Source organism: Pectobacterium sp. CHL-2024, assembly GCF_044751765.1.
Taxonomy (GTDB): Bacteria; Pseudomonadota; Gammaproteobacteria; order Enterobacterales; family Enterobacteriaceae; genus Pectobacterium; species Pectobacterium brasiliense.
Genome location: NZ_JBIXKO010000004.1, coordinates 105,473 through 120,229, shown reverse-complemented (window position 1 = coordinate 120,229; position 14,757 = coordinate 105,473). Strand labels below are relative to the sequence as shown.

The 14,757-nt window shown below is 53.0% G+C and carries 15 protein-coding genes; 9 read left to right on the top strand and 6 right to left on the bottom strand.

Features of this window, described 5'->3' with window-relative positions:
• Nucleotides 1-25: 25 nt before the first annotated feature.
• Complete coding sequence (locus ACIPUG_RS08990; RefSeq protein WP_014914174.1) at nt 26-634, bottom strand: HD family hydrolase; 609 nt, start codon at nt 632-634, stop codon at nt 26-28.
• Between the two features lie 429 nt (nt 635-1,063).
• Here ACIPUG_RS08990 and ACIPUG_RS08985 point away from each other — a divergent pair, with 429 nt between their 5' ends.
• On the top strand, nt 1,064-1,711 hold the full coding sequence (locus ACIPUG_RS08985) for a hemolysin III family protein (protein ID WP_010279833.1): 648 nt from the start codon (nt 1,064-1,066) through the stop codon (nt 1,709-1,711).
• A gap of 190 nt (nt 1,712-1,901) precedes the next feature.
• On the opposite strand, the gene ygfZ is transcribed toward ACIPUG_RS08985, so the two are convergent.
• The gene (gene ygfZ, locus ACIPUG_RS08980; RefSeq protein ID WP_205536853.1) at nt 1,902-2,903 is read right to left on the bottom strand and encodes a tRNA-modifying protein YgfZ; all 1,002 of its coding nucleotides are present in this window, start codon (nt 2,901-2,903) and stop codon (nt 1,902-1,904) included.
• A gap of 235 nt (nt 2,904-3,138) precedes the next feature.
• Between ygfZ and sdhE the strand changes: the two genes are divergently transcribed.
• The 3 genes from sdhE (at nt 3,139) to rlmF (ending at nt 4,803) form a co-directional block, all read left to right on the top strand.
• Complete coding sequence (gene sdhE / locus ACIPUG_RS08975) at nt 3,139-3,405, top strand: FAD assembly factor SdhE (protein WP_005971623.1); 267 nt, start codon at nt 3,139-3,141, stop codon at nt 3,403-3,405.
• A 19-nt stretch (nt 3,406-3,424) separates the two neighbouring features.
• A complete protein-coding gene (locus ACIPUG_RS08970) occupies nt 3,425-3,799 on the top strand; it encodes a protein YgfX (RefSeq protein WP_010301815.1) in 375 nt (124 codons plus the stop codon).
• 68 nt (nt 3,800-3,867) lie between these two features.
• Nucleotides 3,868-4,803, top strand: a complete 936-nt coding sequence (rlmF, locus tag ACIPUG_RS08965; RefSeq protein WP_010301818.1) for a 23S rRNA (adenine(1618)-N(6))-methyltransferase RlmF — start codon at nt 3,868-3,870, stop codon at nt 4,801-4,803.
• 65 nt (nt 4,804-4,868) lie between these two features.
• Here the strand turns inward: rlmF and ACIPUG_RS08960 are convergent, their stop codons facing one another.
• The 4 genes from ACIPUG_RS08960 to ACIPUG_RS08945 form a co-directional block, all read right to left on the bottom strand.
• Nucleotides 4,869-5,192, bottom strand: coding sequence for a hypothetical protein (locus ACIPUG_RS08960; RefSeq protein WP_400338187.1), 324 nt, complete (start codon nt 5,190-5,192; stop codon nt 4,869-4,871).
• A gap of 28 nt (nt 5,193-5,220) precedes the next feature.
• Complete coding sequence (gene fldB, locus ACIPUG_RS08955; RefSeq protein WP_014914178.1) at nt 5,221-5,739, bottom strand: flavodoxin FldB; 519 nt, start codon at nt 5,737-5,739, stop codon at nt 5,221-5,223.
• A gap of 339 nt (nt 5,740-6,078) precedes the next feature.
• A complete protein-coding gene (locus ACIPUG_RS08950; protein ID WP_039282122.1) occupies nt 6,079-6,465 on the bottom strand; it encodes a thioesterase family protein in 387 nt (128 codons plus the stop codon).
• A gap of 203 nt (nt 6,466-6,668) precedes the next feature.
• Nucleotides 6,669-7,997 carry an MFS transporter gene (locus tag ACIPUG_RS08945; RefSeq protein WP_039282120.1) on the bottom strand — a complete coding sequence of 443 codons (1,329 nt, stop codon included), beginning with the start codon at nt 7,995-7,997 and terminating at the stop codon, nt 6,669-6,671.
• Nucleotides 7,998-8,308: 311 nt separating this feature from the next.
• On the opposite strand from ACIPUG_RS08945, the gene xerD reads away from it, so the two are divergent.
• From xerD to lysS, 5 genes are all read left to right on the top strand, one after another.
• On the top strand, nt 8,309-9,208 hold the full coding sequence (gene xerD, locus ACIPUG_RS08940; protein WP_080164011.1) for a site-specific tyrosine recombinase XerD: 900 nt from the start codon (nt 8,309-8,311) through the stop codon (nt 9,206-9,208).
• Between the two features lie 137 nt (nt 9,209-9,345).
• On the top strand, nt 9,346-10,062 hold the full coding sequence (gene dsbC / locus ACIPUG_RS08935; protein ID WP_400338185.1) for a bifunctional protein-disulfide isomerase/oxidoreductase DsbC: 717 nt from the start codon (nt 9,346-9,348) through the stop codon (nt 10,060-10,062).
• Nucleotides 10,063-10,068: 6 nt separating this feature from the next.
• Nucleotides 10,069-11,829 carry a single-stranded-DNA-specific exonuclease RecJ gene (recJ, locus tag ACIPUG_RS08930; RefSeq protein WP_400338184.1) on the top strand — a complete coding sequence of 587 codons (1,761 nt, stop codon included), beginning with the start codon at nt 10,069-10,071 and terminating at the stop codon, nt 11,827-11,829.
• A 237-nt stretch (nt 11,830-12,066) separates the two neighbouring features.
• Nucleotides 12,067-13,165 (top strand): peptide chain release factor 2 gene (gene prfB / locus ACIPUG_RS08925; protein WP_100068784.1). Its coding sequence is split into 2 segments (ribosomal slippage): nt 12,067-12,141 and nt 12,143-13,165, totalling 1,098 coding nucleotides; the frame shifts between segments, so codons are not numbered across the junction.
• 8 nt (nt 13,166-13,173) lie between these two features.
• A complete protein-coding gene (lysS, locus tag ACIPUG_RS08920; protein WP_039275538.1) occupies nt 13,174-14,691 on the top strand; it encodes a lysine--tRNA ligase in 1,518 nt (505 codons plus the stop codon).
• Nucleotides 14,692-14,757 lie beyond the last annotated feature (66 nt).

Below are 14,757 nucleotides of genomic sequence, written 5' to 3'. Positions count from 1 at the left end.
CGGGGCGTCTAGCGAGAAAACCGAATTATAGCAACCAGCCCTTGGCTTTGGCGTCTTCCAGGTGTTGCTGGAGGTATTGCCACAGTTCCGGGTTGATCGTGGCGATGAACTCGGCGCGGTCAAGAACCTGTTCCAGACGGATACCGTTTTCTACCCAGCTTTGGCCGCCGTTAGACAGGTTCATCAGCATCGGCATAACGCGGTCAAGCACCAGAGCGAACTGGGCGCTGGGGGTTTCATTCGCTTCGTATTCTTCCCACAGATCGTGGAATTGCTGACGCTGTGGCTCGGGCAGCAGGCCGAAAATACGGGCAGCGGCGGCGACTTCCTGATCGTGAATTGCCAGACGAGCGGAAAGATCGTAAACGAGCACATCGCCTGCATCGATTTCGACGATGTCGTGAATCAGCGCCATTTGGATCACGCGCTGGATATCTACGCCTTCACCGGCATAAGGTGCCAGCGCCATGGCCGCGACGGCAAAGTGCCAGCTGTGTTCGGCAGAATCTTCGTGACGTTCGCTGCCGATAATTTTGTTACGGCGCTGCACGCTTTTTAATTTATCGATTTCTATCAGAAAGCCGAAGACATCGGTCATGGAGCCGAAATTCAGAGTAGATGGGGCAGATGACATGAAAAACTTACCTCTTGCAGTGAACACGATGCAGTAAAAATCATGCAGTGAAACGATATGTAGTGAAAACCAAAACGACATGTAGTGAAAACTACAGGAAGGCGCTGTGAGCGTCAGAACCGGATGACCGTTAATGCGAATAACCGGTAAAAACGGCAGAGCCCTTCAAAAAACAGGGAGATATCAACGTCGATCATTGTAGGGGATGTCGCCCGAGATTGACATGAATGATTACACGCTAAATGAGAGAGAAAGCCGGAAGTCAGGTGAGTGTAAATATTTTAGCTTACACGTGTACACTGAAACTATTCTCAGTTAATCTGCTCAAAGGTTAAACACCTACGTCTGCATCCCTGCGTGAAAAGGGGAAAGGTAAGGTGGATAACGTCAGCACACGACGTGTACTGTTGAATACAGCGGAATCGATTGATGTCAAAAAATGAACAAATGCCGGATTACTCTCTGGCAGAGGAAATTGCGAACAGCATAAGCCACGGAATCGGTGTAATTTTCGGGATTGTGGGGTTGGTGTTATTGCTGGTGCAGGCGGTCAACAATGATGCTGGCAGCGTGGCGATTACCAGCTACAGCCTCTATGGCGGCAGCATTATCCTGCTATTTTTGGCATCGACGTTGTATCACGCGATTCCGTCTCAGCGTATTAAGCCGTGGCTGAAGAAATTTGACCACTGCGCTATCTATCTGTTGATTGCCGGAACCTATACGCCGTTTTTGCTGGTAGGGCTGAATTCGCCGTTGGCGCATGGCCTGATGGTCGTCATCTGGAGCATGGCGCTGCTGGGCGTGATCTTCAAACTGGCGTTTGCTCACCGTTTTGAAGTGCTGTCGTTAATTACCTATCTGGTGATGGGCTGGCTATCGCTGGTGGTGATCTATCAGATGGTGATGAAGCTGGCGGCGGGGAGCGTGACGCTGCTGGCGGTGGGCGGCGTGGTGTACACGCTGGGAGTGATTTTCTACGCCTGCAAGCGCATTCCCTATAATCACGCGATTTGGCATGGATTTGTGTTGGGCGGCAGCGTCTGCCACTTTCTGGCGATTTATCTTTATATTTAACCTTACATGATTGCCAGCAACGTACGGCTTGCAGTGATAATGGGTAGATCGTAAAGACGCTGTGAATACCTCCCTGTACGCTCGAGCCGCGACATCCCTGTCGCGGACGCTTTACTCTTCTATCCCATTATCACTGTTATCGTTCTGAGAAGAAATTTGCCATCTTTATGATGTGGCTTAACGTGTCGAATTAATCCGTTATCTCATACGGCAGCGGCTGAACCGTGAGCTGGCTTTCAGCATCGTCACGGACGCGCAGGACGTTCTCTGCGGTGAGATCGTTATTCAGCACTGCCTGTACCCACACGTCACCGTTCTGCAATTGGCTGGCTGCCAACACCGTACCGGTACGACGCCAGTTCTCACCGAGCTGCAATTCGAGATCGTCTCCCGCCTGCGGTGCCTTATTCGCCTTACCCGCCAGCCAATAAAGCGCACGCTTGTTGGCCCCGCGATATTTTGCCCGAGCGACCATTTCCTGACCGGTATAGCACCCTTTGCTGAAACTAATCCCATTTAATGCCTGTAAATTAGTCGCTTGCGGGATGAACTGCGCACTGTTTGCGCTGTCAATGATGGGCTGACCTGCTTCAATATCCAGCGTCAGCCATTGACGGCTGTCATTCAGGCTGACTTTATCGCCGAGCTGTTCAAGCAGCGATGCACTGTGCTCAGGAGACAGTACCAGCAAGAAACGTTCTGCAGGATGGGCGAAATGCAGTAAGGTAGCCCCTTCGTGCTGCACAACAGGGTGTTCAGCATCTGGAAGCTGGCTAAATACAGAGGCCAGCAGTTCGCGGATACCGGCACCCGCCGCGCCCAGCAGGATGGCGTTGTCGTCTGGCGCGATGGTCGTTTTCGAGAAAACGGCGTATTTTTTCAGTTCGTTAAGCTGGGCGTCGCGTAGATTACGGCGCTCAATAAAAGCAAAGCCTTCGCCGTGATGGAACAGACGCAGGTTGCTCCACATTTTTCCTTTCGCGTCGCAGTGGGCGCAAAGGATGTGCCCATCGTCAGGCAGCGCGCCGACATCCGCGGTGACCTGCCCCTGAAGATATTTGACGGTATCCGGCCCGACCATCGTGACCAGCGCCCAGTCATCCAGAGAGATGAGCGTAGCGGCCAGTTGAGCGGAAGCAAATGGGGGTTGTGATGCAAAAGGGCGTTGATGAGCCGTATGTTGATTAACCATATAGTACAATCCTGCGCTAAGGGCGATACCCGAATGACCTAATGGTAAAAGAGCGCTCAGGGTTTGCAAGTGGTTATTCACGCTGCGTTATTGCAGAGCACATCCTGATGCTGATGAGCGCACTCGGCGCGGCGCACACCAGTAAACTATGTCAAAATGTTACTATTAGTTGATACCCGCTACCGGAATCAGAGTACACTAGCGGCAAGCAGCGATAACAAGGTGGACATGAAATATGGAAATCGATAATAAATCACGCATTCATTGGGCATGCCGCCGTGGTATGCGCGAATTGGATATCGCGATCATGCCGTTTTTTGAGCATGACTATGACACACTTAATGACACTGATAAGCGCACATTTGTACGCTTGTTACAAAGCGACGATCCCGATTTATTCAACTGGCTGATGAACCACGGTGAACCGGAGGACGGAGAGCTGAAACGCATGATTTCCCTTATTCAGACGCGAAATAAAGATCGTGGCCCAGTGGCGATGTGACCTTCGCGTTTCCTGGCGCATGCAACTGTTATCATTGGTTGTGCATGGCCTATTAGTATTGCTCATTCTGCTGGCACCCTGGCCGGACGGCTATGCGTGGCTATGGCTATGCCTGGTCACGATGGTGATGTTCGGTTTTATCCGTAGCCAACGGAATATTAAATCCCGACAGGGGGAAATCGTTCTGCTCAGCGAAACGACCCTGAACTGGCGGCAGCAGGAATGGCAGATCGTTAAACGACCGTGGTTGCTGAAGAATGGCGTATTACTGTCATTGCAAGCGGTTAACGGTAAAGACAAGCAGCAGCTGTGGCTGGCATCGGACAGCATGGGCGATGACGAATGGCGCCACTTGCGTCAAATTCTTTTGCAGCAGAAACACTGGGCAAGATAGCAGCGCGTTGGACATGTTTTTATTCGGTCATCGTTTGGCCGTGCTTTGAAATTGATTGGATATAACTGATGACTAAGCCCGCAGTGCAAAAAAATGGTCTGCACCCTCGTAATCGCCATCGCGACCGTTATGATTTTCCCGCGCTCAAACAGAGTTATCCTGCGCTGATCCCGTTTGTAAAGGTGAATGCCTACGGTGATGAGTCCGTGGACTTTGCCAATCCTGAGGCGGTGAAAACGCTGAATCAGGCGCTGTTGCAGCATTTTTATCAGATTGAGCACTGGACGATTCCAGAGGGCTTTCTGTGCCCGCCAATTCCTGGCCGTGCCGACTATATCCACCATCTGGCTGACTTGCTGGCGGAAGATAACCGCTCGGTGGTACCGCGCGATGCGTCCGTGCTGGATGTCGGCTGTGGTGCCAACTGCATCTATCCGCTGATTGGACATCGCGAGTACGGCTGGCGTTTTACTGGCAGCGAGATCAATCCGCAAGCGATGAAAGCAGCCAATGAGACGATTGAGGCGAACCCCGGCTTGAATCGGTCGATTCGCCTGCGTCGTCAGAAGAACAGCAAAGCGATACTGGCAGGGATTATTCACAAGAACGACACGTTTGATGCCGTCATGTGTAATCCGCCGTTCCATGCGTCTGCGGAGGATGCGCGTCAGGGATCGCAGCGCAAACTGCATAATCTGGGGCTGGATAAGCGCTCACCGCTGAATTTTGGCGGGCAGCAGGATGAGCTGTGGTGTGAAGGCGGCGAGTCCGCTTTTATTGGTCAGATGATCAAAGAGAGCGCGGGTTTTGCCCGTCAGTGCCTGTGGTTTACGTCGCTAGTGTCGCGCAAAGAGAACCTGCCGGAGATTTATCGTGCGCTGGAAGCGGTTGATGCGGAGAAGGTCAGAACGATAGATATGGCGCAAGGCCAGAAGCAAAGCCGCTTTGTCGCGTGGAGTTTCCTTGATACCGCGGCGCGTACCCGCTGGTTACAAAAGCGCTAAGCCGCTTCAACGTCTACAAATATCAATATTCACGGATACCGGTCACAACGGTATCCGTGAACGTGTTACTCGACGGTAATCGTATCCGGTTCCTGTTGGGTCACCTTCAACGATGTTCCCTGAATCGCCATAAACACCGCTTCCCGTCGGGTCAGGTAGCCTGTGACGGGATTGGGTTTAATCGCGCCGGTCAACGTGGTATCGGTGATGATGCCACAGCCTGTTGCGTGCGCGATTTGCTGCGCTGTCTCGTCAAACCTTGAGAAATCGATCGCGTAATACTGCGGCACATCACATTTCCCGCCCAGATTTCTGGCGTATTCCTCTGTGCCTGTTTGAGCACAACCGGCAAGCAATAATCCTGCGACCGCTATGAGTAACATTTTCATCGTGCTTACCTCTGTTGAGTCGTACTGTTTACAGTAATGACGCCATTTCTTGCAGAATCTGTTCGCACCACTGTTCCAGCCGTTCATCGCTGAGATCGTATTGGTTCACTTCGTCCAGCGCCAGCCCGACAAAGTGTTTACCGTCGGCAGTCAGCGGTTTCGGGCTGGTGAATTCGTAGCCCTCTATCGGCCAGTATCCAACGAATGTGACACCCAGCGGCAGCAGTTGGTCATGCAGCATACCCAGCGCATCAAGGAACCATTCGCTATAGCCAAGCTGGTCGCCCATACCGTAGAGCGCGACGACTTTGCCTTTGAGGTTTAGCGTCGCTAATTGACCCCAGATGTTCTCCCAGTCTTCCTGAATCTCACCGAAATCCCAGGTGGGGATGCCGAGAATCAGCGTACTGTAATCTTCCATACGTTGAGGGTCGACGTCCTTAAGGTTGTGCAGATCCACCAGTTCTTCGCCCAGAATGTCGCGGATTTTTTCCGCCGCCATTTCGGTGTAGCAGGTGCTTGAGCCGTAAAACAGACCGATTTTCATACTATCTATAAGTCCATGATTTAATTATTTTCTACAATCAATGCATTGATTCAGTCTCTGTGCAGCGATGCCACTGCCTAAAAGCGGCAAGTCCATAACTCATGTGCAGCAGAAAACAGGTAATGGGTGCCATATTCGATGATATTGAGGTCTTTTACAATCGCTGGTGAAACTCGCGGTGCAGAGCGATTGGCTTAACGGGAGGGGGAAAGAACCGTATTGGGGGATGATTTCAGGGGGGAAGAGCGTATCTCATTACAGCATTCAGGATCTCTGCATTAGCACGCCCGCGTCTATGTCGAGTGTGCTAACGAAGATAACTCATGACAGCACGAACGCTTACAGTGCTAACGCATTCACTACTGCTTCCGGCATTGATGGGCGACCATTGGTCAGGCAAGTGGCGACAAACGTGGCTTCTGCGTAAGGGACGCCACCAACCTTGATTTGCTGAACGAAATTGACACGATTACGTTTCTCGTTCTTTTCCAACTGGCAGGTCACTTCTAGTTGATCGCCTTTTTGCAGGCTTTTACGAAAGCGCAGAGTGTACTCCAGTACCATGTAAATCTTTCCCTGCTTGAACTCTTCTTCAATATCAATGCCCAGCGCTTCTTTCATAAAGGCATGTCGCGTCCACTCCATGTAAAACGGGTAGTAGAGGCCGTCGACGACGCCCTGAAAGTCGATATGACTGTCCTCGACTTCATAATGTTTTGAAAACATTTTTGCATCCTAATTTGATTGTTGTACCGAACGGATTTGTTACATCGACAGGCCTGTTGGTATACCTCACTTAATTAGCGTGGTAAATGCGAAAATGTATCAAAGTGATAATAACAAGAGGTGATGATTTGGGGGGGAACGGGTTGGTACTGGTGTGAAAAAAGAAAAGTGTAGTGAGGGCCGTAGCCCTCACTGAAGGGACATTATCCCAGAGACTGGTGACGCGTTTCTTTGGTCGCCAGCAGCGCGATCAGCGTCAGCGACGCCATGGCTGCCAGATAAACACCAACGTAGAACAGGCCATAGTTAGCCGTCAACCACGCCGCGATATACGGTGCGACCGATGCACCCAGAATCGACGAAACGTTATATGAGAATGACGCGCCGGTGTAGCGCACTTCCGTCGGGAACAGCTCCGGCAGCAGCGCACCCATCGGGCCGAATGTCAGTCCCATGATGCTCAGACCCAGCACCAGGAAGCCCATTACCAGCGCCTGATTACCTGAACCGAGCATATAAGGGAACAGCATAGCGAAGACGATCATGAGACAGGTGATAGTAATCATGGTCTTACGGCGGCCAAAAGCATCCGCCAGATAGCCTGCTACCGGCACCATCAGACCAAAGCCGATCACCGCGATCATCAGCATCAACAGGAAACTGTTACGCGAGAAGCCAAGCCCTTTAGGTTCTGGCGCCGTACCGTACGTCATGGAGTACACGGTCATGATGTAGAACAGCGTGTAGGTCGCCAGCATGATGAAGGTGCCGAGGATCGTGACCTTCATATGCTTGCTAAGCAGCGTGCCCAGCGGCATACGTACCTGCTTGCCGGCTTTAACCGCTTTGGTAAAGACGGGAGCTTCATGCAGAGAGATACGGACATACAGGCCAACCAGCACCAGCGCGGCAGACGCGACGAACGGCACGCGCCAGCCCCAGGTCATGAACTGCTCTTCCGTCAGCAGCCAGGACAACAGCAGGAAGGTGCCGTTAGCGAAGAAGAAGCCAATCGGCGCGCCAAGCTGGGGGAACGACCCATACAGCGCACGTTTATGGGACGGGGCATTTTCGGTCGCCAGCAGCGCCGCGCCGCCCCATTCACCGCCCAGACCCAGCCCTTGGCCGAAGCGTGCCAGTGCCAGCAGAATCGGGGCAAAAATACCAATGGTTTCGTAGGTCGGTAAAAGCCCAATCAGAACGGTTGAAATCCCCATGGTCAGCAGAGAAGCGACCAGTGTGACTTTACGTCCGACGCGGTCGCCAAAGTGACCGAAGACTGCCGAGCCAATCGGGCGAGCTACAAAGGCAATCGCAAAGGTTGCCAGCGACTGTAGCGTGGCGGCAGTCGGATCGCCCTGTGGGAAGAAAATGTGCGGGAAAATCAGCACCGCGGCGGTGGCGTAGATATAAAAATCGAAAAATTCGATAGCGGTGCCAATTAATGACGCAACAATCACTTTATTTCGTGAATTTACGGGTGGCGCTTCCGCTTCGGCATCGAGAGTGGGAGTGATGGTGGTGGCTTGCATAATGTTTCTTTATTTTAACAACACGAACGGCCATTCTACGCACAGAAAAATCGGCTTTTCAACGTTGATTAAGTAAGGTCAATGCCAGTAGACATGCGGCTTCAAGGAGCCTGTTCCGCTATATTGACGATACATAAAATATAATGTGCCACGGCCTTATTTTTGCCGGAGAATGTTATGGCGATGTTGATGTTCACGGAATATGTGAGATCGCGCACAATTCTGTTTGCGAGAGAATGCGGACTTGATGAAGGTGTAAAGTCGCCGCTTCATCGGCATAATATTGCCAATCAGTGAAGAAGGACACAGCGATGCAAGAACACGATCAGGCGCTTATCGAACAGTTTCTCGATGCGCTGTGGCTGGAAAGAAATCTGGCAGAGAATACGCTGGCCTCTTATCGGCTGGATCTGCGAACGCTGGCAGAGTGGCTTGCGCATCATGACAACGATTTGTTGCAGGCACAGTCGCTCGATCTTCAGGCGTTTCTCGCTGACAGAGTTGAAGGGGGCTACAAGGCCACCAGTTCGGCTCGTTTGCTGAGCGCGATGCGCCGCTTCTTTCAGTATCTTTATCGGGAAAAGCGTCGCAGCGACGATCCGAGTGCGGTGCTGTCATCGCCAAAACTGCCGCAGCGTCTACCCAAAGATTTGAGCGAGGCGCAGGTTGATACGTTGCTCAACGCCCCAAGTATTGAACAACCGCTGGAATTACGCGATAAGGCCATGCTTGAGGTATTGTATGCGACGGGGCTGCGTGTTTCCGAGTTGGTCAGTTTGACGATGAGCGATGTCAGCCTGCGGCAGGGCGTGGTACGCGTGCTGGGGAAAGGCAATAAAGAACGGCTGGTGCCGCTGGGTGAAGAAGCGGTGTACTGGATCGAGTATTATCTGGAACATGGTCGTCCGTGGCTGCTGAATGGGCAGACGCTGGATGTGCTGTTTCCCAGCAATCGCGCACGGCAAATGACGCGCCAGACGTTCTGGCACCGCATCAAGCATTATGCGTTACTGGCGTCCATCGACAGCGAAAAGCTCTCGCCGCACGTCTTGCGTCACGCGTTTGCAACCCATTTATTGAACCACGGCGCGGATTTACGGGTCGTACAGATGCTCTTGGGGCACAGCGATCTTTCCACGACGCAGATTTACACCCATGTTGCGACGGAGCGGCTGAAACAGCTGCATCAGCAGCACCATCCGCGCGCATAGGGATAACATAACCAATCGAGTCACTATCAGAGTAACAGGACGTTATCTGGCTGACGGGACACCCCGTTCACTATCACAGCGCATGGGTACAATGCTATTTTGCTACGGACCATGCTGCGAAAAACAGGATTGATGAAATGAAAAAAGGGTTATTACTGCTTTCTTTGCTGGTGGCGACGGCGACCAATTTTGCGCACGCCGATGATGCCGCGATCAAGCAGACGTTAACGCGTCTGGACATGCTGGGGGCGGAAATCCTGCCTTCGCCGATGGCGGGCATGAAAACCGTCATTACCGATAGCGGCGTGCTGTACATCAGCGAAGACGGCAAGCATTTACTGCAAGGCCCGCTTTATGACGTGAGCGGTACCATGCCGGTTAACACTACCAATAAGATCCTGATCGGCAAGCTGGATGCGCTACAGGAACAGATGATTGTGTATAAAGCCGCGCAGGAAAAACACGTTATCACCGTGTTTACCGACATCACCTGCGGCTATTGCCACAAACTGCATGAACAGATGAAAGACTACAACGCGCTAGGTATTACCGTGCGCTATCTGGCCTTCCCGCGTCAGGGTATGAAATCGCCGGCAGCAAAAGATATGCAGTCCATCTGGTGCGTGGCCGATCGCAATAAAGCGTTTGATAGCGCGATGAAGGGCGACGCGATCTCGGCAGCAACGTGTAAAACCGATATCGCCGCGCATTACCAACTGGGTATCCAGTTTGGTGTGCAGGGTACTCCTGCCATCGTGCTGCAAGACGGTATGGTCGTACCGGGATATCAAGGGCCGAAAGAAATGCTGGCGATGCTGGAAGCACATAAAGCCTCGAAAAAAACCGGCGGTTGATGCTACGTGGATATGATTACCCAACTACGCCGGCGTCCGCTGGTGGAGGACATTGATTTACCTGACACCGTTCCGCCTTTGCTGCGCCGCCTTTATGCGCAGCGCGGCGTGAAAGGTGCGCAAGAGCTGGAACGTAGCCTGAGTGGTTTACTCAATTACCGTTTGCTCAGCGGCATTGATAAAGCGATTGACCTGCTGCAACAGGCGCTAGCTGAAAAGCGCTGCATTGTCATCGTTGGTGACTTTGATGCCGATGGTGCTACCAGCACGGCGCTCACCGTATTAGCGCTGCGCAGTATGGGCGGCGTGAACGTGAAATATCTGGTGCCGAACCGTTTTGAAAACGGCTACGGGCTAAGCCCGGAAGTGGTGGCGCAGGCTGCCGCGCTGGGTGCTGAAGTGATTGTGACCGTGGATAACGGGATCTCTTCTCACGCGGGTGTCGAGGATGCGCACCGGCGCGGTATCACGGTGCTGGTCACCGATCACCACCTGCCGGGCGAAATCTTGCCTGATGCCGACGCGATGATTAATCCCAATTTGCCTGACTGCCAGTTTCCCTCCAAGGCGCTGGCTGGCGTAGGCGTCGCGTTTTACCTGATGATGGCCCTGTTCGTGCGCCTGCGTGATAGCAACTGGTTTACGCAACCTTTGTTTACGCAGCAAGGGCTGGCGAAGCCGAATCTCACCGAATTACTGGATCTGGTCGCGCTGGGCACGGTGGCTGACGTGGTGCCGCTGGATGCCAATAACCGAATTCTGGTCGCTCAGGGGCTGAATCGCATTCGTGCGGGCGAGTGTCGTCCGGGCATTCGGGCACTGTTGGAAGTGGCGAACCGTGATGCCAGCCAACTGGTCGCCAGCGATTTAGGCTTTGCGTTAGGTCCACGGCTGAACGCTGCCGGACGGCTGGATGATATGACGGTCGGAGTTGAGCTGTTATTGAGTGACGATATTACTCAGGCGCGCATGCTGGCTAATGATTTAGATGCGTTGAATCAGGATCGTCGGGAGATCGAACAGGGGATGCAGGTTGAAGCGCTGCGCCTGTGCGAATCGCTGGAGCGCACCCGTACTGAGTTGCCTTATGGGCTGGCGATGTATCATCCAGAGTGGCATCAGGGCGTTGTCGGCATTTTGGCATCGCGTATTAAAGAGCGTTTTCATCGTCCGGTGATTGCCTTTGCACCTGCGGGCGACGGTATGCTGAAAGGGTCAGGGCGTTCCATTTCCGGCCTGCATCTGCGTGATGCGCTGGAGCGGCTGGATACGCTGTATCCCGGCATGATGGATAAGTTTGGCGGACACGCGATGGCGGCAGGGCTATCGCTGCATGAAGACCGTTTTGAGGATTTTCGTCAGCGCTTCGGCGAATTGGTTGGCGAATGGCTCGATCCGTCTCAGCTTGAAGGTGTCGTTTGGTCTGATGGCGAACTGATGCTGCCGGAGCTGGATCTGCTCTCAACGGCAGAAATGCTGCGCTACGCGGGGCCGTGGGGGCAGGCGTTCCCCGAACCGACGTTCGATGGCTGCTTCCGCATTCTGCAACCCCGCCTACTCAAAGAGCGCCATTTGAAAGCGATGTTTGAACCGATCGGTGCAACAGGGCAGGTGCCGCTGCTAGACGGTATCGCGTTCAATATCGATACCACCATCTGGCCAGATCCCAGTATTAAAGAAGTGGAAATGGTGTACCGGCTGGATATTAACGAGTTTCGCGGTAAACGCTCGGTGCAATTGATGATCCAACATCTGTGGCCGCGCTGATACCCGTTATACTTCAAGCTGCTTGTGCGTTGGCTGCCCTTACTCACCCCAGTCACTTACCTGAGTAAGCTCCTGGGGATTCGTGCGGTTGCCGCCTTCACGCAGCCAGAATTATCTAGGGTATAGCGTGAACCGAATACGGCGGGCAGAAAGTCTATAAAATGGGCCTTTTATCCGCTAGAATGGCGGGTTACACCATTCCGTTGTCAACGACTTAACGTAAGAATATAAAAAATCATGTTTGAAATTAATCCGGTAAAAAACCGCATTCAGGATCTGTCTGAACGTAGTGCCGTTCTTAGGGGGTATCTTTGACTATGATGCCAAGAAAGAACGCCTCGAAGAAGTAAACGCCGAGCTGGAACAGCCTGATGTCTGGAATGAGCCTGAACGCGCTCAGGCATTGGGAAAAGAACGTTCCTCACTGGAAGCTATCGTCGACACCATCGATCAATTGACTCAGGGTCTGGAAGATGTGAACGGCCTGCTTGAGCTCGCGGTGGAAGAAGACGACGAAGAGACGTTCAATGACACCACGGTAGAACTGGACGCGCTGGAAAATAAATTAGGCCAGCTCGAGTTCCGTCGCATGTTCTCCGGCCAGTACGACAGTGCGGATTGCTACCTGGATATTCAGGCGGGTTCTGGCGGTACGGAAGCGCAGGACTGGGCCAGCATGCTGGTGCGTATGTACCTGCGTTGGGCGGAAGCCAAAGGGTTTAAAACCGAAATTATTGAAGAGTCAGACGGTGACGTGGCCGGTACGAAATCCGCCACCATCAAGATCATCGGTGACTATGCGTTTGGCTGGCTGCGTACTGAAACGGGCGTACACCGTCTGGTGCGTAAGAGCCCGTTCGATTCCGGCGGCCGCCGTCACACCTCATTCAGCTCCGCGTTTGTCTACCCGGAAGTGGATGACGATATTGATATCGAAATCAATCCAGCCGACCTGCGTATTGATGTGTACCGCGCATCCGGTGCGGGTGGTCAGCACGTTAACCGGACAGAGTCCGCGGTGCGTATTACCCACATTCCGACCAACATTGTCACGCAGTGTCAGAATGACCGTTCCCAGCATAAAAACAAAGATCAGGCGATGAAACAGCTGAAAGCCAAGCTGTACGAGTTTGAGATGCAAAAGAAAAATGCTGAGAAACAGGCGATGGAAGACAACAAATCTGATATCGGCTGGGGCAGCCAGATTCGTTCCTATGTTCTGGATGATTCGCGCATCAAAGATTTACGTACCGGAGTGGAAACACGTAACACTCAGGCGGTACTGGATGGCGATCTGGACAAATTTATTGAAGCAAGTTTAAAAGCGGGGTTATAAGAATTCACATGGCTGAATCACAATCACAGGGTGCCGATCAGGCGCAAGATCTGAATAACGAATTAAAAACGCGTCGTGAAAAGCTGGTGGCGCTGCGTGAAACCGGGATCGCATTCCCGAATGATTTCCGCCGTGACAGCACGTCCGATCGTCTGCACGCTGAGTTCGATGCCAAAGAGAACGAAGAGCTGGAAGAACTGGGCGTTGAAGTGACTGTCGCGGGCCGTATGATGACCCGTCGCATCATGGGTAAAGCCTCTTTCGTGACCTTGCAGGACGTCGGTGGCCGTATTCAGCTGTATGTGTCCCGCGACGATCTGGCGGAAGGCATCTATAACGAGCAGTTCAAGAAGTGGGATCTGGGCGATATTCTGGGCGCGCGCGGTAAGTTGTTCAAAACCAAGACGGGCGAGCTGTCCATCCACTGTACCGAACTGCGTCTGCTGACCAAAGCGCTGCGTCCGCTGCCGGATAAATTCCACGGTCTGGCCGATCAGGAAACGCGTTATCGTCAACGTTATCTGGATCTGATCGCTAACGACGAATCTCGTAATACCTTCCGTATTCGTTCCAAAGTGATGGCGGCGATCCGTAGCTTCATGGTCGATCACGGCTTCATGGAAGTCGAAACGCCGATGATGCAGGTGATCCCCGGCGGAGCGTCTGCCCGCCCATTCATCACGCATCATAACGCGCTGGACATCGACATGTACCTGCGCATCGCGCCGGAACTGTACCTGAAGCGCCTGGTCGTCGGTGGCTTCGAGCGCGTGTTCGAGATCAACCGTAACTTCCGTAACGAAGGCGTTTCCCCGCGTCACAACCCTGAATTCACCATGATGGAACTTTATATGGCGTATGCCGATTATAAAGACCTGATTGTGTTGACGGAGAACCTGTTCCGTACGCTGACGCAGGACGTACTGGGCTCGACGACGGTGCAATACGGCGACCAGACATTCGACTTCGGTAAGCCGTTCGAGAAGCTGACGATGCGCGAAGCGATCTGCAAATACCGTCCTGAAACCAACGTTGCCGATCTGGACGATCTGGAGAAAGCGACTGCGATCGCCCAGTCTCTGGGGATCAAGATCGAGAAAAGTTGGGGCCTGGGCCGCATCGTGACCGAGATCTTCGAAGAAACGGCAGAAAGCAGCCTGATTCAGCCGACCTTCATCACCGAATATCCGGCTGAAGTGTCGCCGCTGGCGCGTCGTAACGATCAGAACCCAGAAATCACCGATCGCTTTGAGTTCTTCATTGGCGGCCGTGAAATCGGTAACGGCTTCTCCGAGCTGAATGATGCTGAAGATCAGGCAGAGCGTTTTGCGCAGCAGGTGAACGCTAAAGATGCAGGCGATGACGAAGCGATGTTCTACGACGAAGATTACGTGACTGCACTGGAGCACGGCCTGCCGCCAACGGCGGGTCTGGGTATCGGTATCGACCGTATGGTGATGTTGTTCACTAACAGCCACACCATCCGCGACGTGATCCTGTTCCCGGCGATGCGTCCGCAGAAATAAGACGCAGGGTGTAAAAATAACCCTGACGTTGTCGTCATTCTTTATTGAACCGGTGCAATTGCACCG

What these genes read in the sequence shown, in the direction of transcription:
- ACIPUG_RS08985 (WP_010279833.1), top strand. Translation starts at nt 1,064, where the DNA reads ATGTCAAAAAATGAACAAATGCCGGATTACTCTCTGGCAGAGGAAATT.
- fldB (WP_014914178.1), bottom strand. Translation starts at nt 5,739, where the DNA reads ATGAAAATCGGTCTGTTTTACGGCTCAAGCACCTGCTACACCGAAATG.
- ygfZ (WP_205536853.1), bottom strand. Translation starts at nt 2,903, where the DNA reads ATGGTTAATCAACATACGGCTCATCAACGCCCTTTTGCATCACAACCC.
- dsbC (WP_400338185.1), top strand. Translation starts at nt 9,346, where the DNA reads ATGAAAAAAGGGTTATTACTGCTTTCTTTGCTGGTGGCGACGGCGACC.
- rlmF (WP_010301818.1), top strand. Translation starts at nt 3,868, where the DNA reads ATGACTAAGCCCGCAGTGCAAAAAAATGGTCTGCACCCTCGTAATCGC.
- ACIPUG_RS08950 (WP_039282122.1), bottom strand. Translation starts at nt 6,465, where the DNA reads ATGTTTTCAAAACATTATGAAGTCGAGGACAGTCATATCGACTTTCAG.
- ACIPUG_RS08970 (WP_010301815.1), top strand. Translation starts at nt 3,425, where the DNA reads ATGCAACTGTTATCATTGGTTGTGCATGGCCTATTAGTATTGCTCATT.
- sdhE (WP_005971623.1), top strand. Translation starts at nt 3,139, where the DNA reads ATGGAAATCGATAATAAATCACGCATTCATTGGGCATGCCGCCGTGGT.
- xerD (WP_080164011.1), top strand. Translation starts at nt 8,309, where the DNA reads ATGCAAGAACACGATCAGGCGCTTATCGAACAGTTTCTCGATGCGCTG.
- ACIPUG_RS08990 (WP_014914174.1), bottom strand. Translation starts at nt 634, where the DNA reads ATGTCATCTGCCCCATCTACTCTGAATTTCGGCTCCATGACCGATGTC.
- ACIPUG_RS08960 (WP_400338187.1), bottom strand. Translation starts at nt 5,192, where the DNA reads ATGAAAATGTTACTCATAGCGGTCGCAGGATTATTGCTTGCCGGTTGT.
- ACIPUG_RS08945 (WP_039282120.1), bottom strand. Translation starts at nt 7,997, where the DNA reads ATGCAAGCCACCACCATCACTCCCACTCTCGATGCCGAAGCGGAAGCG.
- lysS (WP_039275538.1), top strand. Translation starts at nt 13,174, where the DNA reads ATGGCTGAATCACAATCACAGGGTGCCGATCAGGCGCAAGATCTGAAT.